Consider the following 18855-nt stretch of genomic DNA (forward strand, 5'->3'; position numbering starts at 1 on the left):
TGACAAGGTGACAGGAGAGCCTCATGGCCTGGACCCGCGAGCAGATGGCGGCGCGCGCCGCCAAGGAATTGCGCGACGGCTATTACGTCAATCTCGGAATCGGTATCCCGACGCTGGTGTCGAACTTCATTCCCGACAATATCGACGTTCAGCTTCAGAGCGAGAACGGCATGCTCGGCATGGGTCCCTTCCCTTATGAAGGCGAGGAGGATCCCGATCTTATCAACGCGGGCAAGCAGACCGTCACGGAATTGCCGACCACCAGTTATTTCTCGTCGGCGGACTCGTTCGGCATGGTGCGCGGCGGTCATATCGACCTCTCGATCCTCGGGGCGATGCAGGTGGCGCAGAATGGCGATCTCGCCAACTGGATGATCCCCGGCAAGATGGTCAAGGGAATGGGCGGCGCGATGGATCTCGTCGCCGGCGTCAAGCGTGTCCTCGTCGTGATGGAGCATTCCGCCAAGGATGCGCCGAAGCTGCTCAAGCGATGCACGCTGCCGCTGACCGGCGAACGGGTTGTCGATATGGTCGTGACCGATCTTGCGGTGTTCACCATCGACAAGCACGGCGACGGGGGCATGAGGCTGATCGAACTCGCCGGCGGCGTTACGCTCGATGAGGTCAGGGCCAGGACCGAAGCCGAATTCGGCGTCGCGCTGCCGAACGCCTGAGGCGGTGCGCGACCGCCGCGCGACGGAGGGCATTGCGCTTATAGCAGCGCGGAGAAAGCGCGCCCGCCCCGAGGTCAGTCCTGGGATGGCGCGCTCGCTTGCGCGAACACCACCTCGATCAGCGTTCCGGAGTGTGGTCCGGTTTTAATGTGAAACTGGGCGCGATTGGCTTCCACCAGCGCCTTGGTGAGCGACAGGCTGACGCCCGCGCTTTTTGATGCCTGATCGCTCGGCGGTGGCGTGCGGAACGGTTCCGTCGCCGCGGCCAGTTCATCTTCGCTAAGGCTGTGCCCGGAGTCCCGCACACGCAACGCCACGTCACCGAAATCATTGACCGCCGTGGAAACGATGACCTGTCCGCCGGCGTTGGCCAGGTGGATCGAATTTCCGATCAGGTTGAGCGTGATCTGGCGCAGCGCCTGTGCGTCGGCGACGATCGCCGGCAGCGTGTGCGCGAGCGAGGTCCGTATGATGATGCGCTCGCGATTGGCCTGCGGCTGCATCACCGCGACGCATTGCTCGACGATGTCGTTGAGATTCTGGTTGACGAATGCGAGATCAAGTTTTCCGGTCTCGATCCGCGACAGGTCGAGCAGATCGTCGATGAAGGAGATGATGCGTTCGCCCGAGGCACGGATGTCCTTCATGTATTCGACATAACGCTCGTTTCCGAGCGAGCCGAACTTTTCATCGATCATTACCTCGGCAAACCCGATGATGGAGTTCAGCGGCGTTCGGATTTCATGGCTGATCCGCGCCAGCACGTCGGCCTTGGCGTTCGCCGCGCGCTCGGCCTGCCGTCGCGCCTGCGACAGCTCGGTCTCGGTTTTCTTTGACTGCGACAGGTCGCGAAACGCGGCGAAGAAGTTGGGTCCGGCAGCCTGGGTCCGGCCCATCGTCATCGATAGCGGGATCAAGCCGTCCTCGCCCATCCGGCCCACCACCTCGCGGCCGTGATCGAGTTGGTTTGCGTCGTCGTCCGTGAGACTCTTGAGATAGTCGCGCACCGCGTCCTGGCTTTCCGGTGCGAAGAGATCAACGAGATTGCGTTGGGTGAGCGTGTCGCCGGGAAGTCCGAACAGGGTTTCGGCGCTATGGTTGCAGGCGGTGATGTTTCCGCCGTCGTCGAACATCAGAAGGCCTTCGGCTGCTCCGTCGACGATGGTGGCAAGCTCTTCGGCGGTGGCGTGGCCGACGCGGGAGGGCGCCGATGCGCCGCCGCATATCAAGGCGTGCGCGGGCTCGCCATCCCAGGAGACCGCGAAAAGCCGGGCGGCGAGCGGCTGTTGCGGCGCGCCCGACGGCGGCGTTACCGAGACCGTGACCGGAGAGCCCGTGGGCGGCGTGCCGACGGCGTCGGGCAGGGCGGCTTCAACCGGGTCGGCTTCAACCATGCGGGCTTCGACCAGCAGGGCGTCGAGTCCGCCTGCCTCTTGCAGCGTCTCAAGGCTCTGGTAGCCGACCTGCGCGAGAAACGCCGCATTGGCGTATAGCGCGCGGCCGGCCCTGTGGATCATCACGCCGCTTGGAATCAGGTCGAGGATCTGGCTGTCGCGCGCGACCGTGGTCCGCCGCGGAGCGGGTTGTTCGGGCGATGACGGTTCGTCCGCCTGCTCTCGGGTGATTGCCGACGCCCCCGCCGCAACCGGCGGCTCGGCGTTATCCTCAGGCCTGGCGGCTTCCGGCTCGCCCTCCAGCCGCGCCGAGAGCTGGCGCGCCAGTTCATTGAAGGCGTGGTTCTCGACAGGGGTAAGGGGAGGCGGGTTCAAGTCGACCGGAGGCCTGAACGGCAGGACATTCTTGGGCGTTTCCACGGTGGTGTCCGGTTCTGTTGGTTGCTGAAGAGGTTCGGAAGGTTTGTCGTCGGCGGAGTTTGCTGAGTCCACCGGCGCCGGATGGGAGGTTTCGCTAAACAAGAACTCGCTGCGCCGACTTGCTGCGAGCCGCGCCAGACCTTCGCGATCGCGGCAGACGCCGAAGCCGCGATAGCCGACGAAATTGCGTGTGCGGTCATAGATCGGAAGCCCTGACAGTTCGACGCGTAAACGCGCGTCCGATCCATCGACGGGCCAAAGCAGCGTGACGCCGCTCCAGGTGTTGCGGGTTTGAACCGCCCGCGCGAGGCGGCCTTCAGGATCGAGTCCGAAGACGTCCGAGATCTCGCTCCATAACCGGCCAAATCCCGTGGCTGTCCGCATTCCGATGGTGCGAGTGAATTCATCGGATCCGATCGAGAAGCGGCCTTCGGCGTCCATCCTCCACATGAAGCGCAGGGGATGACGCCTCCGCGCCGGAGGTGCGGACGACGGACGGTTGCCTGGCTCGGGCGGTGACCGGACCGCTTGCGCGGGAAGAACGGTCTCGGCGTTTTGCAGCGGAGATTCAGGCTCCGGTTCGGCCAAAGGTTGCGCTTGATCGGGGGAGCGATCCGGGACGTTCTTCTTAAGAAAAGCGACAAGCCCGATATCGCCACCGCTTCCGACTCTTTGCAGCACCAGCCGCCAAAGTCCGATCGAGGTCTCAGCGCGGCCCTCGCGCAGCGCTTGATCGCGCAAGCTATCGAGACCGCCCTCGGAGAGGCTGCCGATGCCGAACAGCGACCGTCCCTTGATGCTGGCGGCGACGAACCTTCCATCATGCGAGAATGCCGCGACCGGCGCATCGACGCCCGCTACCAGTTGCTGCAATCGCTCGACCAGCGTTATGCCACGACCGGCCGGCTCAGCGGCCCTGACAAGAATGGCGCTGCCGACGCCCGGAAAATCGAGCCGCGAGCAGGCGCAGGTGAGAAGGCGTCCCAGCCCGGCATAGCCCCGCATTCGTTCAAGCCGCACGGCGCCCGAGGACGGCAGCCGGCTCGCGAGCTGCGCCACCTGCCGTCGGCGTGGGTCGTCGAGGTTGAAGGTTCGCGAAGCAAGAGCCGAGGCGTCGGTCGCTCCGACAATAGAGACGCCCACCGGATTGGCCCACAGGATGCGGGCGCCGTCCAGCGACCACAGCCACGCAGGCATGGCGCTCGCCGCATGAACGGCCAGCCGTGGGTCGGTCATGCCCTGCAACTGGAAATCGGCGCTAGTCTCGGCGCTATTCATGGGCACTGCGTGTTGAAGGTCCCTGGCTCTTGCATTCCCCGGCTGCGTATCTCGGCTTGAAGGGCCGCAGTCCTGTCAGATCGTCAGTATCGCGCCCGTCTTGTCCGAGGTCCACGGCCCGTCTCCTGAAATCCCCGGCAAAGCCGGGATAACCTTAATTCGGCCGCGGTCATGGACCTCCGCGGTCGGTGACACGTTGGAGTGGTGCGGGGGAACCGGAGGACGGAACCCACGAAAAAAGAGTCACCACAGGGAGCAGACCATGAGCGAGCAGGGACGGTATTCTGAAGCTGCGAACGAAACACGGTCGATGGCGGAGGCGGGTCTGGAGCAGGCGCGCAAGGCGCTCGAAAATTTTCTCGCCGGCGCCGAGCAGACCGCCAATTCCATCGAGGGGCGCAACGAAGCGGTTCGTGACAGCGTGCGAGATATCAGCAGTAAAGCCATCTCCTTCGCACAGCAGAATATGACCGCATCACTGGACTATGCCGAGAAACTGGTCCGCGCGAGGGACCTTTCCGAGGTGATGCGGCTGAACACTGACTATGTGCAGGATCAGATGAGGGCCTTGACCGAGCAGGCCAGTGAAATAGGGCAGAGCATGGGCCGGGCCGCCCTGGGAGAAGGGAAGCCTCAAGACTGAGACTTGGCGGAGGCTGGAGGCCGCACGCAGACATTATCCCGCGCCCGTTGGCCGAGACGCGTTTTGCGTCGCAATACATTGTTGCGTTGCACAAAGATGTCGTGTTAGGATTGTAGCCAGATACTGGCCTGATCGGCTCGCAAGTCAGGCCGAGACGCAGGCCAATCGCTGCTGCCGATCATGCGGCGCTCACAACATGCAAAGGATATGACCATGACCAATCCAGCCGATGCTTTCGAGGTTCCCGAGCAGGTGCGTGCATTCGCCGAAAAGGGTGTTTTGCAAGCGCGAGACACCTATGCAAGGTTCAAGGACGCCGCGCAGGACGGCAACGGGGCGATCGAGGCCGTGTTCAACGCTGCGACCAAAGGCGCACATGATTACTCTACGAAGCTGCTCGATTTCGGTCAGGCGAACACCAATGCCGGTTTCGATTTTCTGCAGGCTCTGGTCGGTGCGAAGTCATTGTCCGATGCGACCGAGCTATGGAGCACCCATACTCGCAAGCAGTTCGGGACATTCGCGGCCCAGGCCAAGGAATTGACTGAACTGACACAGAAGATCGCAGTCGAAACCGCGGAGCCTGTCCGGACCGGCGCGTCGAAGTTTTTCCAGCCCGTCGCCTGATTCAACGCGTTTTTATTCACGCGAACCGGTACCACCCTCGGGTCAAGCCCGAGGCTGGAAAGCGCCAGAGCCTTTCCGCCTGTGATGGAAACCGGAAGCGGCCCTGTGATTTGATCTGACGCGTTTTTCCGCACAGATCGGATAACGCCTGACCAGTCGAACCCGGGCCTCTTGCCCGGGTTTGTCGTGTCTGCCGTTCCGATGCGATCAGATCCGGCTCTTACGCACGGTCTAGGCCGGATCGACATTCACGGCAGCCAGATCAGGGCTGCGGCCAGGTGAACGAAGCCCGTGAAGTGAACGGTGCGCCTGTCGTAGCGTGTGGCGAAACGGCGGAAGTGCTTGAGACGGTTGAAGCAGCGCTCGATCCGGTTGCGGTGTTTGTAGAGACCGGCGTCATGCGGGATGATGATTTTGCGTGTCCTGTTTGAGGGGATCACCGCTTCGGCGCCCATGCCGGCGATGAGTGCACGCAAGGCGTTGCTGTCATAAGCCTTGTCGGCCAGCACGGCGTCCCCGGCCTGGGCTTCGAGCAGCGCGGGGGCTTGTGTGATGTCTCCGACCTGCCCGGCGGTGACGATGAAACGCAAGGGTCGGCCCAGCGCATCGGCGAGCATGTGGACCTTGGTGGTCAGTCCACCTCGGGAACGCCCCAGCGCCTGATCCTTGGCCCCCCTTTTCCGGTAGCCGCCTGCTGATGGGCTCGAACGATGGTTGAGTCGAGCATCAGATACTGGTTGTCGCGATCGGCTGTCAGGGTGGAGAACACCCGTTCCCACACACCGGCATGGCACCACCTGCTGAACCGCCGATGCACCGTCTTCCAGCGACCATAGCGCTCCGGCAGGTCACACCAGTGCGCGCCGGATCGCAGAACCCACAGGCAGCCGTTCACAAACAACCGATTATCCGATCCCGTCCGTCCCGGATCAGAGGCCTTGCCTGGCAGCAACGGTGCAATCTTCGCCCACTGATGATCGCTCAGCTCATACCGCTTGATCCCCATCGTGCAGCTCCGTGTCAGAATCACGGAACCCTATGAATCAGCGATCAGACCGCCTGGGAATCCTGAATGTCGATCCGGCCTAGAGCATTTCCGGCGAAGTGGATACCGGTTCGCCGCAAGAATATGCGACCGGACAACCATTTCTAGAGCATGGGTCCGATTCAACTTGATCGGATCATGCTCTAGGCTGCTGCGGAGCCATATTCGCGACAGGATGCCGAGGGATTGCCGACTTCGCTGACGCGAGGAAGCGGCCTCACAGATTGGATCGTTGTGGCCTTGCCAAAGCGGATCGTTGCACCTAGTTTCCGCCCCGTTCGCACTGCGTTTCGAGCGCGCGGGCATGATGCAGTTGTAGCTCAGTTGGTTAGAGCGCCTGTCTGTGGAACAGGAGGTCGGTGGTTCGAGCCCACCCAACTGTACCAACGAAATCAATAAGTTAGTAGAAGTCGCGTTTTGTTCGCTGCGTTTGGGTAGCGAGTTTGGGTAGCGCGCGAACGCCCTTTCCAATCGCGACGTTCGCATAACTCGCTTATCCCCAAACCGAGTGTGGTCCGGAGCGTCGGATTGCGGAGGTTATTAGTTCGGCTAAAAGCGCGAATCGATGCATTGTTCGTCGAGCCTGAGAGGAACGAAAATGCTAGCGCGAAACGAACAAGGCGATCCTGCAAAAGATCTCTTGGCATTCGCCAAAAGGCGTCGCTTCGCAACAATCCTTGCCGATCCCCCTTGGCAGTTCATTAATCGGACTGGAAAGATGGCGCCGGAGCATCGGCGCCTCGCTCGTTACAGCACCATGACTTTGCCAGAGATATCGGGCTGAGTTCAAAACCCCCAGCTAGGGTTGGCGCGCAGTACGAGAGGCGCTGAGCCGCATGCCGCGTGGCTGCTCGACCTGATTGGGGCACAGTCGGATATCACGCTTGAAGAAGTCCGGGTCCTGCTGCGCGAGCGCGGCATTACGGTCAGCGTGGCAACGGTGTGGAGCTTCTACGACCGGCGCGGCATCAGCTTCAAAAAAAAGCGTTTACGCGACCGAGCAGGATCGGCCCGACGTGGCGATGGCCCGCGAGGTCTGGAAAGCGCAACAAGGGCTGCTTGATCCAGCCCGCCTCGTCTTCATCGATGAGACCGGCACCTCGACCAACATGGCGCGATTGCGTGGCCGCTGCCGCCGTGGCCAACGCCTGGTCGGCAAGATTCCACACGGTCACTGGAAGATCACCACCTTCGTCGCGGCACTGCGCCACGACGCTATCACCGCTCCCTTTGTCATCAACGAGCCGATGAATGGCGAGATCTTTCGCGTCTACCTGCAACGATGCCTGGTCCCGACCCTGAAGCCAGGCGACATCGTGGTGATGGACAATCTGCCCGCCCACAAGAACGACGATGTTCGACAAATCATCGAGGCCGCTGGCGCGCAGTTGCGCTATCTGCCGCCGTACTCGCCCGACCTCAACCCGATCGAGATGGCGTTCGCAAAGCTCAAGGCCCATCTGCGAAAGGCCGCCGAGCGATCGATCCCCGCACTCTGGAACAGGATCGGTTCTATCCTCGATCTCTTCTCTCCAGACCAATGCATCAACTTCTTCAATCACGCCGGTTATGCGTAATCTCAATCCAAAATGGCTCTAGGTAGCGAATTTGGGTAGCCCGCGACATTAATGATCCAGTCATTTCGTCGATTGTCGGGCGGCCGCCGCTCGTAGTCGACGAGGCCCGAACCAGCCTGGCTGCACGTAAAGCGTATGAGTGAGGATCGCCGGCACTGTAGTTGTCTTGTTGGAGCCCTTGGATGACTCACGAATTCCTTGACCGGTGCGAAAGCCCTGGGACGGAAATTTTGTGCTCGTTACGAGTGTCCGCCGTCAGGGCTCTTGAGACAGTTTAGGGGTTTTCGGGAAGGGAGGATTTCTGGATCATCGCAGCCAATTTGGAGCGCAGATGAGACAGAAATCCGGGCCGGAGAAAGCACCGGCAGAGCAGGTCGTGAAGGACATCCGCCGGGCAACGCGCCGGCAGTTCTCGGCTGAAGAGAAGATCCGCATCGTGCTGGAAGGCGTGCGCGGCGAGGAGAGCATCGCCGAGCTGTGTCGGCGCGAGGGGATCGCCTCGTCGATGTATTACGGCTGGTCGAAGGAGTTCCTCGACGCCGGCAAGCGCCGTCTCGCTGGTGACACGGCCCGCGCCGCGACGTCGGACGAGGTGAAAGAGCTGCGCCGTGAGGCGCAGGCCCTGAAGGAGGCCGTGGCCGATCTCACCCTGGAAAACCGCCTGCTGAAAAAAAGCATGCTCGCGGATGGGGAGGACGACACATGAGGTATCCTGCATCCGAAAAGGCCGAGATCATTCGCCTGGTCGAGGCCTCGCATCTGCCGGCACGGCGAACCCTGGACAAGCTCGGCATCCCGCGCGCCACGTTCTATCGCTGGTACGATCGCTATCTCACCGGTGGGATCGAGGCTCTGGCCGATCATCGCTCGCGGCCGGATCGTGTCTGGAACCGGATTCCTGACCCAATCCGGGCCGAGATCGTCGAGCTGGCGCTGCGCGAAACGGAGCTGAGCCCGCGCGAGCTGGCGGTGCGCTTCACCGACGAGAAGCGCTACTTTGTCTCGGAGGCGTCGGTATATCGGCTGCTGAAGGCTCATGATCTCATCACCAGCCCAGCCTATATCGTCATCAAGGCGGCGTCTGAGTTCAAGGACAAGACGACAGCGCCCAACCAGCTCTGGCAAACCGACTTCACCTACCTGAAGATCACGGGTTGGGGCTGGTATTATCTCTCGACCGTGCTCGACGACTTCTCCCGCTTCATCGTCGCCTGGAAGCTCTGCGCCACGATGCGGGCGGATGACGTCACCGCCACGCTCGATCTGGCTCTGGCGGCATCGGGGCTCGACCAGATCACGGTCGCGCATCGGCCGAGGCTGTTGAGCGACAACGGCGCCTCATACATCTCGGCCGAACTCGCTACCTGGCTCGACGGCAAGGGCATGAAACACGTTCGCGGCGCGCCGTATCATCCCCAGACGCAGGGCAAGATCGAGCGCTGGCATCAGACCCTGAAGAACCGCATCCTGCTGGAAAACTACTATCTGCCCGGCGACCTTGAACGGCAGGTCGCGGCCTTCGTCGAGCACTACAATCACGGCCGCTATCACGAGAGCATCGATAATCTCACGCCCGCTGACGTCTACTTCGGCCGCGGGCAGACCATCCTCACCGAACGCGAAAGGATCAAACGCCAGACCATCCACCAAAGACGCTTGCAGCATCACCTGCAGGCCGCCTAACCTCAAACCCAGATGAGCCAGAACCTCCGTTCCCGTGACCCCGGAACAGTCTCAATTCATCTGACGACGGACACGTTACGAGGAGCAAACGATTCAGCAGGCTATCGTTCAAAAGCTGGCTCGATCGCTTAGCGGCTGCATGCGGCTTTGCCGCACATAATGGACATGTACGGAGGCATGCCACCTCGCGCCGATATCAACGGTGCTTTCAAGAGGTTCAGATACATAAATCAGCAACGTGACACGATGAACTACTTTTACCGCGCAGTATTCGACCAACTTTACGACGCGATGTGGAAATTAGAAGAAGAGCTAGATACAGATATACGAGACTGATCTCCTCTACGCGCGACAAAGTGGCCCATCTTGATGACGGTTGCAAGACCGATCCGGTTTGCAGGAAGGCAGCGCCGCTAGGCTTCGGTCTGCCGTTTTCGCGCTTCCGCGTAACTGCTTCGCTACTGCATCGGCTAAACGAAAGGGGTTATCGCACGAACTCTTCTGTCAAAAAGCAGTTCGCGGCACAGATTAAGTTATCAGTCGTTAGTCGAGAGTTGGGTGCCCCCTGATACATGCGCAAACGCTTCCAGCCAACCAGGCTTGCTCAGAGAACACTGGCCTGAGGGGCGCTCGAACATCAATCGTGCTGCATGAGGAACGACGGGCTGGCTGACGAATTGTTCAGGTCATCACAGTCTGCGAAGGAGCGCATTCGATGAGCTATGATCGTGAAACGCGGCCCAGTGTCGGTAAAGATGTGCATCAGGATCCGCAAGGTCGCCATCCTCCGCCGGCTCCCGATAACCTGCGTCCGTCCAGCAATCCGGGTTCCGCCGACACGCCGAATCCAGATCCGGGATATCCTGGTCAAGCTGCGATAAACGAAAAAAATCGCGGACAACAGCAGAACAGCGGCAGCAGGCCGCAAGTGCAGCAATCGCAGGATGAGGGGAGGCGAAAGGCCGAAATTCGGGATGCCGTAGAGGAAGATGATCCGGCCAGGAAACCTCAGGGGCAGGAAAAAGTCGGTTACAGCGGCGGCACCTGATAGAGCGTTGCCGGTCCCGTATGAAAGGCCGCTCCTGGTGGGGCGGCTTTTCTGCGACAGGAACCACTCTCGATCGCGCGGATTGAACCGTGTGGGACGGGGTTCTCCGGACTCCATCAGGATTTGCCGGGGCCTCGTTCCGCTGATCAACCTGCCTTGGGAGATTTGAAATGTCAGATCATAGAGAGATTGTGTACTCGACCTCGGAAGGAATGGATTATCCGGCGCACGAGCAGACGTATAAATCCTTCATTAAGATCGGAGTGATCGGTGCGGCGGCGGTAGCAACCGTTGTGATTATGATGGCGATCTTTCTTACGTGATCGCCCCATTCGCGGCGACCTCTGTTATCTCGCCCGGCCCAGTGCCGGTGAAGGATTGCATGCCTTCGTACAACGGGCGAGCATATTGCGCTACGACAACACCCGTCACAGGGTATCTATGTATAATTGACCTCAACCGGCACTATTTATTCGTCCCTTGGTGCTGGTGATGGCCGTCAGGGTACTCGCCGCTGCCTTGGCGGCCTTTTTATGAGCATAAGCCCTGCGAATTGCATCAGGCCGATCCATTTGCCTGATGCCGGCATTGGATGGCCGCGAGTTATTGGTCAGTATCTTCTGTCGCCGCGATTGTCCCATGCCGCGTGGGTAAAAAATCCTTTCGTCACATCTTCCATGGACCCCGGCGCCGCTTGCCTGTCGAAGAGAGTTTCGGTCCGAGACCAAGCGATCGCTTGCACATAATAGCCATCTCGGATTCACCGAATGAACGCACAAACCTCCGGCGATCGACACCTTTCGACGTTATCTTTCGTATGCATCGCTTCTTAGGAGAGGGCCGCAGCTCAGCGCGGGTTGTCGCCGTCAATATCAACACGAAGGCGTGTGACCATGTTTGCAAACAGGATAACCTGATCAAAAAACGAGGTCGTTCATAAAGAGCCGCAATGCATAGGCTTTTGAACCAGCATAGGAGCAGTTATGAAACTGAATGCGACACAGGTACAACAGACTCTGAATCAGATGGACGCACAGGTTCTTCCTGAAGATCACCCGGCAGCCCGTAAGCTGAGTGAGTTATTCGGTGACCACACCTTCTTTGTTGATGAAAGCGGCCTAAAGGTTCTGGAATCGACCGAGCCCGCGGCGGCCGAAGCCCAGAGGGGTTCGGTCGTTAGCCTGGCTGACTGGAACGACGGCAAGTTCAGCAGCTTGAGGCCGCACGATCCCGCAGTGACGGGAACGGTAATCGTGTTGGAGCAGTCGAAACAGTGATGTGATGGATTGATCGTCTTGCCGAGACGATCTCAGGCCATCCCCATGACAAGCAGATGTTGCTCATCCGACGAGCTGTGTTAAACAGCACTCCTGTCGATCAAATACTGAGGATCATATAGGAGTGCTATTTTGGCTAAGAAGACAAAGACGATCCGCCGCGAGTGGACGAAGGATGACGTGAAGACCCTCAAGCTACTTGCAAAGCAAAAGGCCGGCGTTGCGAAGATTGCAAAAAAGTTGAAGCGCACTCCCGGTGCAACGGCGGCGAAAGCCTATACGCTGGGCGTGTCGCTACGCATGCAGTAGCGGATCGCTGCAAAAGTACGACCGTCCCACTGATAATCACTCAGGTGATCTAAACGCAGCAGTCGGCGTGTCATTCAGGCATGGTGTGGCGAGGCTGGAGCCTTCCCGCTTCTGAGTGGATCAGAAGCGGGACTCCATGATGTGGTTTGACGCGTTCTTCACGGGAACCGGGATATCCCATTCCCTTGGTCAAGCCGAGTTGGTCAAGCCCGAGGATGTGATTTGCTTGGAAACGCTGGAACGGTTTAGATGCTGATGAAATATCCTGTTCCGCCATGGCCGGGCCCTGTCCCGCGACCATCTGAGTCTTGGCTTGTAGCTTTCCAATCAGGGCAGGAGCATCGGAGGCGCGCCCGTTATTGATGGCGTGCTTACGCGCTCGCAAAGAATTTCCTGTCTCATTCAGACAGAAGTTCCGGCATCACGGAAAGAGGGCTGCTCAGTTGCGGCGGCTGAAGATCGAGTGAGGCTGAAGATTCGCGCTATTGAGGTTGAGCGTCCAATTCCTGCTTGAGCGCATCGATCAATCGTTGATCATCCGTGCGTACCCTGAGGTATCCATTCCAGGTGATAGGGCCAACCTTTGTCGGACCCGTAGCATAGTGCTCCTTGAGCGTTCCGAACTGCTCTCGGTGCCGGGGCGGAATGAGAAGTTCCATCGTAAGGGCCTCTCGGTGAGTTATCGGTACGAATCAACAGCCATATGCGAGAGCGATTTTCTGGCCAGAGTATGTCAATGGATCAGGCAATCTCGCGCGGGATCTCCATGAGATTTCCGCCGTCAGCTTCTTGAACGTATGCAGCTTTCGGAGCGTTCAAATCGAATCGACTATCCGGTCTTTGTCCGGCATTCATCTTTCGGAGATCGGAAGGTAAGCCCGGACACGGGATCGAACAGATAGAGGTGATCGCGAACCAGCTTCACACCGGACACGTTTTCGGCCGCCACGATCGCTGCTTGCCGATGGGCCTCATCGGTGATCATGCCGCTGAGATAGACAATTCCATCCCGCACCGTGACCCCAAGTCCGGTCGGCTGCCATTCGTTCTTCTCGATCGATGCGATAACACGGCGTCGCACATGATCATCGTCGGCGGTCGGGTCCGGGACATCTCGTGCAAGGCTTGCAACGGCGCGGAGCAGGTCCGCTCGCGTCACAATGCCCACCAGTAGATCACCACGAATAACGGGTAGTCGCTTGATATTCTGGCGTTCCATCAGCCGCACCAGCTCTTCCAGCGGCATGTCTTCCGTCGCGGTGAAGAGAGTCTCTCGTGTCATGATCGCGCTGACCTTGCGACCGTGTTCACGCACGAAATCGATGGCGGCTTTCTCCGTCCCCATCAGAAAGTCCAGCCAGCGGATGCGAGGTCCGTGCGTCCCGATTTCACTACGGCGCATGAAGTCGCTTTCCGAGACGATGCCAAGCAGTCGACCCGCATCGTCGACCACTGGAAGGCCGCTGATATGACTTTCCAGCATCAACTTCGCGGCTTCGACGATAGGCGTGTCGGCTTTTACCGTGATCAGCTTGTGAGTCATGATCTGATGCGTGCGCATTCGATTCTCCCCGCCTCACGCAGAAGGCTATCAAGTTCATGCAGCATAGCCAGTTCAACAGGTTCTCAGGCTCGATCCATTGCGATGGATCAAGATATGCAGTTCCTTGAAACGTTAGTTCTGACCTCATAGAAAAGGTAAGATCATGGCCTTTAAGGATGTTCTTCTGACACTGATGAGCTATCCGGAGCCGACACCCGTCTCGGTGGCGGACGATGCGGTTTCGGTAGCCGCCGCCCTCGGTGCTCATCTCGCGGCGATTTCCTGCGAAGTCCATCTGGAAGCGCCAGGTAATTTCCTTGCCAAGGCGATCATCGACGTACCCGGCATCGTGGCTCATGAATCGGCAAAGAGCCGAGAAAATGCTCAGGGTCTGCTCGCCGCGCTCGAAGCGGCGGCTGCTAGGTCCGGTGTGTCGCATGAGGCCATCTTGGAGAAATGCGCGGCTCACAAGACCCCGGCGATGCTGGTCGAGTATGCGCGGCTTCGCGATCTTACGATCATGCCGGAGCCGGAGGCGTTCGACCTGTGGTACGCGGAGGAGATCATCTTCGAATCGGGAAGGCCGACCCTGATCCTGCCTACTGTCCCGCTGTCACGTCCTATCCAGTTTGGCTCCATCGGCGTGGCCTGGGATTTCAGCCGTACCGCGACGCGTGCGGTTTCGGACGCGCTTCCCCTTCTTGAAAAGGCGGAGAAGGTCTGCATCTTTATCGTCAGGAACGAGAAATCCTTTAATTCCCAACGTTCTCCTGATGAACTGGCGGAGAATCTTGCCCGCCACGGTATCGATGCCGTTCTGGATGAGGTCGACGCCGATGGCAGGCCGATCGGCGAGGTTTTCAGGGCATACGTGCTTTCGCGTGGGATCGACCTGCTTGTGATGGGGGCTTATGGGCAGTCCAGATGGCGGGAGTTCGTACTTGGAGGCGCAACCAGGAGTCTGCTGTCGAAACCGCCTGTTCCAGTTTTCTTCTCGCGTTGATGACGCATGGTCGACATCGCCAGCCGGGCGAACCGGATGAACTCTGCTCAGGGGGCACGCCGCGCATCTCGAGAAATTCATGGCTTGTCCTAAGATATGGCTGATCCTGAAATGGCTGATTCTATAAGTCGCATATTGCTGGGAGATATCGGCGGGACCAATGCCCGGTTTGCGCTCGCTACGGATGAGCACATGGGGCCGATCGAAAAATTGAGGGTCACCGATTATCCGGATTTCGACGGGGCGCTGGCCGCTTTCCTCGGCCGTCACCGGGGCGATCTGCCGATCACCGGCGCGGTGCTCGCCGTCGCCGGCGCCGTGGAAGCGAATCGCAGCGTGCTGACCAACAGCGGCTGGGTTATCGATGCCGGACGATTGGAAAAGAGTTTCGATTTATCGGCCGTGCGTGTCGTCAACGACTTCAAGGCGCTCGCCTGGTCGCTGCCCTACCTCACGCCGCCTGACCTGTTTGCGATCGGAGGAGGCGAGCGCGCCTCTGCGGCGCCCGCAGTGGTGTTGGGGCCTGGAACAGGTCTCGGGCTCGCCTGCTTTGTGCCGCGTCCCCGCGATCCGCTGGCCGTCACCACGGAGGCAGGCCATGTCACGCTTCCGGGCGCCGATGCGCGGGAGGATGCAGTGATCGCGCATTTACGTGAACGCTTCGGCCATGTCTCGGTGGAGCGCGCGCTGTCCGGGTCGGGGCTTGTCAATCTCTATCAGTCGCTCGCCGCCCTCGATCATCTTGTCGTGCCTCCGCGCAAACCAAGCGAGATCACCGAGGCGGCGCTTCGTGGGAGTTGTCCGACGAGCCGGGAGGCTGTTGACATGTTCTGCGCCATGCTGGGCACGGTTGCTGGAAATGCCGCGCTGACGTTCGGTGCGCGTGGCGGCGTGTATATCGGCGGCGGCATCGCCCCGCGGATCAGGGAGTATCTGGCGTGCTCGCCATTTCGCACGCGGTTCGAAGCGAAGGGGCGTTTCCAGGCGTACGTTGCGGCCATCCCGTCCTGGGTGATTACTCACCCTGACCCTGCTTTCGTTGGATTGCAGCGTCTCGCGAGACTAGAATCCTAGAGCGTTTTCCGGCGAAGTGGATGATCTGTTCGCCGCAAGAAGGGCGACCAAACTTTAGTTTGCGGAGCATGGTCCGATTTAACTTGATCCGGACCATGCTCTATGACGTTTCCATGCCGGGTCCGCTATGGCCGGGCCCGCAGATGTAGATCATGTTCAGATCGAATGCGCGGATCGCGCGATTGAGATGCGCGTAGATGAAGTTGAGGCCCGGTGTCGTGCCCCAATACCCCAGCAATCGTGGCTTGATATGCCTGGGGCTCAAAGGCTCGCGCAACAACGGATTGTCGAGAAGGTAGATCTGTCCGACCGATAGATAATTGGCGGCGCGCCAGTACCTGTCGAGCAGATCAAGTTCACTGGAAGTGGCTCACCTATGCTGCTGCGGTTTCCATGCTCGGAACTCCAACAGGGCCTGAGTGAGCATTCACGGTGTCTGCGCGATCAAGTACCTGGAACGGAAGTACGATCCGATGCTGAGCTATCGCAACCTTGAGGGTTCAACCGCCGCGACGGATCGCTAGTTGTCTGCGCATTTGCGGGAAATGGCCTCTTGAACGTGTGTCACGAGGTTGTCCCCCAGATGAGGTTTGAGCAGAATATGATCTATGCCCGCGGCCGCGGCCTTCTTCGCCATATGCTGGTGCGGATGTCCCGTCACGAGAACGATAGGTACCGCAACATTTCGTTCACGGAGACGCTCAGCCACGTTCAGCCCATCGATGTCTGGCAACTTGTAGTCGATCACCAGGCAATCGACATTGTCCGGGTCAATGGACGTCAGCAACGTCAGGGCGGAACTAAACGTACGAACCTTGAACCCATGGGTTTCGAGTAGAAATCGTAGTGATTGAAGCACAGCAGGATCGTCGTCCAGAACGCCGACCGTGTGGTTGACGACTGTGTTCTTTGCGATTGTGTCTATCATCGGGATGTCGGGCAGTTCGCTGGCTAACTCCCGAATGATACAATCGTTGCAGCAGGATCGCTTGATTTACCTCAAGCCCTCAGAATGCCGGCCCGGAGTGCAAGCCTGATCAGTTCCGACAGGTTGTGCGCCTGCATTTTGGTCATGACATTGGCCCGGTACACCTCGATTGTCCTGGGGCTGATATTGTGTTCTCGGGCTATCAGCTTGTTGGAGAGTCCCGCGACGAGCCCATCCATGACCTGACGCTCCCGCTGGCTGAGAGTCGCTATTCTCGATACGATCTCAGCCGAAATGGAATCACCCTTCGTCTGATCCGGACCCTGCTCGAGGGCCGCTTCGATCATTCCGATAAGCCGTTCATCTTCAAACGGCTTTTCGACAAAATCGATCGCCCCCAGCTTCATCGCTTCGACGGCGAGGGGGATATCTCCGTGCCCGGTCATGATGATGACGGGCAGGGGAGAGGCATGAGCCTTGAGGCGCCGAAGCAGATCCATTCCATCGATGCCGGGCATGCGTACGTCGGACACGACGCAGCCAAAACCAAGACCGGAATGAGAATCGAGGAAGTCAGCGGCCCTGTCGAACAGCGTGACGTCGAAGTTTGCCGAGCCAAGCAGGAAGTCGAGCGAGTCCCGAATCGTCGGATCGTCGTCGATGACGTAAACATTTCCCTTATGTGACATCCGGAAAATCCCCGATCGATGCTATGGGCAAAGTCAGTCGCATCGTAGCGCCGCCTGAATCATTCGTTTCGGCCCACATTCGGCCGCCGTGGGCTTCCACGATCGATCGGCTGATGGAAAGTCCCACGCCCATTCCGGATTCCTTGGTCGTAAAAAAAGTATCGAACAGGTTTGCCGCCGCCTCCTCACTGAAGCCATGGCCGGTATCCGATATGGACAGTTCGACCATGTTGTCCGGGGCTTTCGTGCTGGAGGCGGTAAGTTCCCGTTTCGGCGATTTCGCCATCGCCTCCAGGGCATTTCGAAAGAGGTTGACGAGGACCTGCTGAACTTGCACGCGGTCGACGAGGACGCGATCGCAGTCCGCATTCAGATCAGTCAACAGGATGATGTTTTGTTCGCGGGCGCCCGCGAGACCGAGGACGCTGGCTTCTTCCATCAGCTTCGACAGGCTTTCGACGCGCTTCTCCGATTCCCGCCGTGAGACGAAATCGCGCAGTCGTCTAATGATCTGGCCGGCGCGAATGGCCTGGTCGGCGGCGCGATCCAGCGCCATTTCGATCTTCGCGATGTCGGGATCGGTGCTCGCGGCCAGAAGGCGGCGCGATCCCTTTATGTAGTTGCTGATCGCGGTCAACGGCTGGTTCAACTCGTGAGCAAGAGCCGAAGCCATCTCACCCATGGCGCTGAGGCGGGATACGTGAAACAGTTCGGATTGCAGTTCCTGCAGCTTGACCTGGGTTTGCTGATGCTCCGTGAGATCGCGAACAAATCCGGTAAAATGCCGTTTTCCACCGGAGTGCATCTCGCCGACGGACAAATGCAATGGAAAGGTACTCCCATCGCGGCGTTTTCCGGTGACCACCCGTCCGATGCCGATGATGCGCCGTTCGCCGGTTGATTGATGGCGAGCCAGATAGCCGTCGTGTCGGCTGCTGTCCGGCTCGGGCATGAGGATGCGGACATTCTGGCCAATGGCCTCGTGTTCCGAATAGCCGAACAGACGTTCTGCTGCGGTGCTGAAGTGCTGCATGATGCCGCGATCGTCAATCACAATCATCGCATCGGGAATGGTATCGAGAATCGAGCGCAAGTGGTCTTCGCGCGCGATCAGAGCTTCTTCGATCGACTTCTGATGGTCGATATCGAGGATCACGCCGCTCAGGCGCTGTGGCGTTCCGTCTTCGTTGAAGACGAGACCGCCTCGTGCCCGAATCCAGCGACTTCCCTCAAGTGTCCCATGAATGTGGTATTGAAGATCGAACCTGCATCCGGTCGTGATCGACCGTTGAATAGCCTGTTTGGTGCGCGCTCGATCATCCCGTCGGAGCAGGGAGAGGAATAGATCGTAACTGACCGGGATGTTCTCCGGGACGCCAAAAAGCCTTCGCGCGGGGTTGGACCAGAACAGTTTTCGGGTCGAGAGATCGAGATCCCAGATGCCGACCCCTGACTTGTCGATGCCGCGTTGCAAATCCTCGTCGCGGAACAGGTTGTTCAAGGATGAAAGATCGTCGCTCGTCACGTTTTCCTTCCGGAGCGGAAAGCTTCATTGAAATCCATTATACCTGAATCATGAACTTCTTGTATTCCAGATCATGGGGCTATCCGCAGTCGTGACTGCTACTTATAGAAGCCGCCTT

Annotated in this window: 18 protein-coding genes, 1 tRNA gene and 1 pseudogene; 13 read left to right on the plus strand and 7 right to left on the minus strand. The window is 59.3% G+C overall.

All coding sequences use genetic code 11. From position 1 onward, the window contains the following. Positions 1-23: 23 nt before the first annotated feature. Complete coding sequence (locus tag NWI_RS05225) at positions 24-674, plus strand: CoA transferase subunit B (protein WP_011314311.1); 651 nt, start codon at positions 24-26, stop codon at positions 672-674. A gap of 74 nt (positions 675-748) precedes the next feature. On the opposite strand, the gene NWI_RS05230 is transcribed toward NWI_RS05225, so the two are convergent. Further along, positions 749-3766 carry a histidine kinase dimerization/phospho-acceptor domain-containing protein gene (locus NWI_RS05230; RefSeq protein WP_011314312.1) on the minus strand — a complete coding sequence of 1006 codons (3018 nt, stop codon included), beginning with the start codon at positions 3764-3766 and terminating at the stop codon, positions 749-751. 262 nt (positions 3767-4028) lie between these two features. On the opposite strand from NWI_RS05230, the gene NWI_RS05235 reads away from it, so the two are divergent. Further along, positions 4029-4409 (plus strand): phasin, encoded by a 381-nt coding sequence (locus NWI_RS05235; protein WP_011314313.1) that lies wholly within the window; start codon positions 4029-4031, stop codon positions 4407-4409. A 213-nt stretch (positions 4410-4622) separates the two neighbouring features. After that, complete coding sequence (locus tag NWI_RS05240; RefSeq protein ID WP_041345405.1) at positions 4623-5036, plus strand: phasin; 414 nt, start codon at positions 4623-4625, stop codon at positions 5034-5036. A 248-nt stretch (positions 5037-5284) separates the two neighbouring features. On the opposite strand, the gene NWI_RS16770 is transcribed toward NWI_RS05240, so the two are convergent. After that, positions 5285-6036 (minus strand): IS5 family transposase gene (locus tag NWI_RS16770; RefSeq protein WP_430691788.1). Its coding sequence is split into 2 segments (ribosomal slippage): positions 5285-5706 and positions 5706-6036, totalling 753 coding nucleotides; the frame shifts between segments, so codons are not numbered across the junction. 354 nt (positions 6037-6390) lie between these two features. Between NWI_RS16770 and NWI_RS05255 the strand changes: the two genes are divergently transcribed. The 8 genes from NWI_RS05255 to NWI_RS17875 all read left to right on the plus strand — a co-directional run bounded on the left by NWI_RS05255 (position 6391) and on the right by NWI_RS17875 (position 11975). Next, a tRNA-His gene (locus NWI_RS05255) sits at positions 6391-6467 on the plus strand. Between the two features lie 419 nt (positions 6468-6886). Further along, positions 6887-7144, plus strand: a complete 258-nt coding sequence (locus tag NWI_RS17505) for a hypothetical protein (protein ID WP_148203784.1) — start codon at positions 6887-6889, stop codon at positions 7142-7144. Next, on the plus strand, positions 7104-7658 hold the full coding sequence (locus tag NWI_RS05260) for an IS630 family transposase (RefSeq protein WP_041344810.1): 555 nt from the start codon (positions 7104-7106) through the stop codon (positions 7656-7658). The genes NWI_RS17505 and NWI_RS05260 overlap by 41 nt, the downstream gene beginning before the upstream one ends. 331 nt (positions 7659-7989) lie before the next feature. Continuing rightward, a protein-coding gene (locus NWI_RS05270; protein WP_148203761.1) for an IS3 family transposase occupies positions 7990-9341 on the plus strand; the annotation gives its coding sequence in 2 pieces (ribosomal slippage) (positions 7990-8326 and positions 8326-9341; 1353 coding nt in all). A 715-nt stretch (positions 9342-10056) separates the two neighbouring features. Further along, positions 10057-10389, plus strand: coding sequence for a hypothetical protein (locus tag NWI_RS17510; RefSeq protein WP_148203786.1), 333 nt, complete (start codon positions 10057-10059; stop codon positions 10387-10389). A gap of 170 nt (positions 10390-10559) precedes the next feature. After that, positions 10560-10712: an aa3-type cytochrome c oxidase subunit IV gene (locus tag NWI_RS16780; protein ID WP_081431707.1), complete on the plus strand. Its 153-nt coding sequence runs from the start codon at positions 10560-10562 to the stop codon at positions 10710-10712. A gap of 660 nt (positions 10713-11372) precedes the next feature. Beyond that, a complete protein-coding gene (locus NWI_RS05280; protein WP_041344821.1) occupies positions 11373-11666 on the plus strand; it encodes a hypothetical protein in 294 nt (97 codons plus the stop codon). A 132-nt stretch (positions 11667-11798) separates the two neighbouring features. Beyond that, entirely contained in the window at positions 11799-11975 is a 177-nt protein-coding gene (locus NWI_RS17875; protein WP_011314317.1) for a hypothetical protein, read from the plus strand. A gap of 829 nt (positions 11976-12804) precedes the next feature. Here NWI_RS17875 and NWI_RS05285 read toward each other — a convergent pair. Next, complete coding sequence (locus tag NWI_RS05285; RefSeq protein WP_011314319.1) at positions 12805-13536, minus strand: CBS domain-containing protein; 732 nt, start codon at positions 13534-13536, stop codon at positions 12805-12807. 145 nt (positions 13537-13681) lie between these two features. On the opposite strand from NWI_RS05285, the gene NWI_RS05290 reads away from it, so the two are divergent. Further along, positions 13682-14521, plus strand: a complete 840-nt coding sequence (locus NWI_RS05290; RefSeq protein ID WP_011314320.1) for a universal stress protein — start codon at positions 13682-13684, stop codon at positions 14519-14521. Between the two features lie 96 nt (positions 14522-14617). Further along, positions 14618-15595 carry a glucokinase gene (glk, locus tag NWI_RS05295; RefSeq protein WP_011314321.1) on the plus strand — a complete coding sequence of 326 codons (978 nt, stop codon included), beginning with the start codon at positions 14618-14620 and terminating at the stop codon, positions 15593-15595. A gap of 112 nt (positions 15596-15707) precedes the next feature. On the opposite strand, the pseudogene NWI_RS16785 reads toward glk, so the two are convergent. From NWI_RS16785 to fixL, 4 genes and pseudogenes are all read right to left on the minus strand, one after another. Then, positions 15708-15965: pseudogene (locus NWI_RS16785) on the minus strand (phosphoketolase); the annotation flags it as partial. Between the two features lie 150 nt (positions 15966-16115). Continuing rightward, positions 16116-16523 carry a response regulator gene (locus tag NWI_RS05300; RefSeq protein ID WP_011314323.1) on the minus strand — a complete coding sequence of 136 codons (408 nt, stop codon included), beginning with the start codon at positions 16521-16523 and terminating at the stop codon, positions 16116-16118. A 71-nt stretch (positions 16524-16594) separates the two neighbouring features. Continuing rightward, on the minus strand, positions 16595-17212 hold the full coding sequence (gene fixJ, locus NWI_RS05305; protein WP_011314324.1) for a response regulator FixJ: 618 nt from the start codon (positions 17210-17212) through the stop codon (positions 16595-16597). Beyond that, entirely contained in the window at positions 17202-18737 is a 1536-nt protein-coding gene (gene fixL, locus NWI_RS05310) for a sensor protein FixL (protein ID WP_011314325.1), read from the minus strand. The genes fixJ and fixL overlap by 11 nt, the downstream gene beginning before the upstream one ends. Between the last annotated feature and the right edge of the window lie 118 nt (positions 18738-18855).

Source organism: Nitrobacter winogradskyi Nb-255 (assembly GCF_000012725.1).
Taxonomy (GTDB): Bacteria; Pseudomonadota; Alphaproteobacteria; order Rhizobiales; family Xanthobacteraceae; genus Nitrobacter; species Nitrobacter winogradskyi.

Excerpts from the sequence above, each read along its gene's own strand:
- NWI_RS05300 (WP_011314323.1), bottom strand. The coding sequence starts at position 16,523 with ATGATAGACACAATCGCAAAGAACACAGTCGTCAACCACACGGTCGGC.
- NWI_RS05285 (WP_011314319.1), bottom strand. The coding sequence starts at position 13,536 with ATGCGCACGCATCAGATCATGACTCACAAGCTGATCACGGTAAAAGCC.
- NWI_RS05235 (WP_011314313.1), top strand. The coding sequence starts at position 4,029 with ATGAGCGAGCAGGGACGGTATTCTGAAGCTGCGAACGAAACACGGTCG.
- NWI_RS05290 (WP_011314320.1), top strand. The coding sequence starts at position 13,682 with ATGGCCTTTAAGGATGTTCTTCTGACACTGATGAGCTATCCGGAGCCG.
- NWI_RS16780 (WP_081431707.1), top strand. The coding sequence starts at position 10,560 with ATGTCAGATCATAGAGAGATTGTGTACTCGACCTCGGAAGGAATGGAT.
- NWI_RS17510 (WP_148203786.1), top strand. The coding sequence starts at position 10,057 with ATGAGCTATGATCGTGAAACGCGGCCCAGTGTCGGTAAAGATGTGCAT.
- NWI_RS05230 (WP_011314312.1), bottom strand. The coding sequence starts at position 3,766 with ATGAATAGCGCCGAGACTAGCGCCGATTTCCAGTTGCAGGGCATGACC.
- fixJ (WP_011314324.1), bottom strand. The coding sequence starts at position 17,212 with ATGTCACATAAGGGAAATGTTTACGTCATCGACGACGATCCGACGATT.
- NWI_RS05280 (WP_041344821.1), top strand. The coding sequence starts at position 11,373 with ATGAAACTGAATGCGACACAGGTACAACAGACTCTGAATCAGATGGAC.
- glk (WP_011314321.1), top strand. The coding sequence starts at position 14,618 with ATGGCTGATCCTGAAATGGCTGATTCTATAAGTCGCATATTGCTGGGA.
- NWI_RS05260 (WP_041344810.1), top strand. The coding sequence starts at position 7,104 with ATGGCCCGCGAGGTCTGGAAAGCGCAACAAGGGCTGCTTGATCCAGCC.
- NWI_RS05225 (WP_011314311.1), top strand. The coding sequence starts at position 24 with ATGGCCTGGACCCGCGAGCAGATGGCGGCGCGCGCCGCCAAGGAATTG.
- NWI_RS05240 (WP_041345405.1), top strand. The coding sequence starts at position 4,623 with ATGACCAATCCAGCCGATGCTTTCGAGGTTCCCGAGCAGGTGCGTGCA.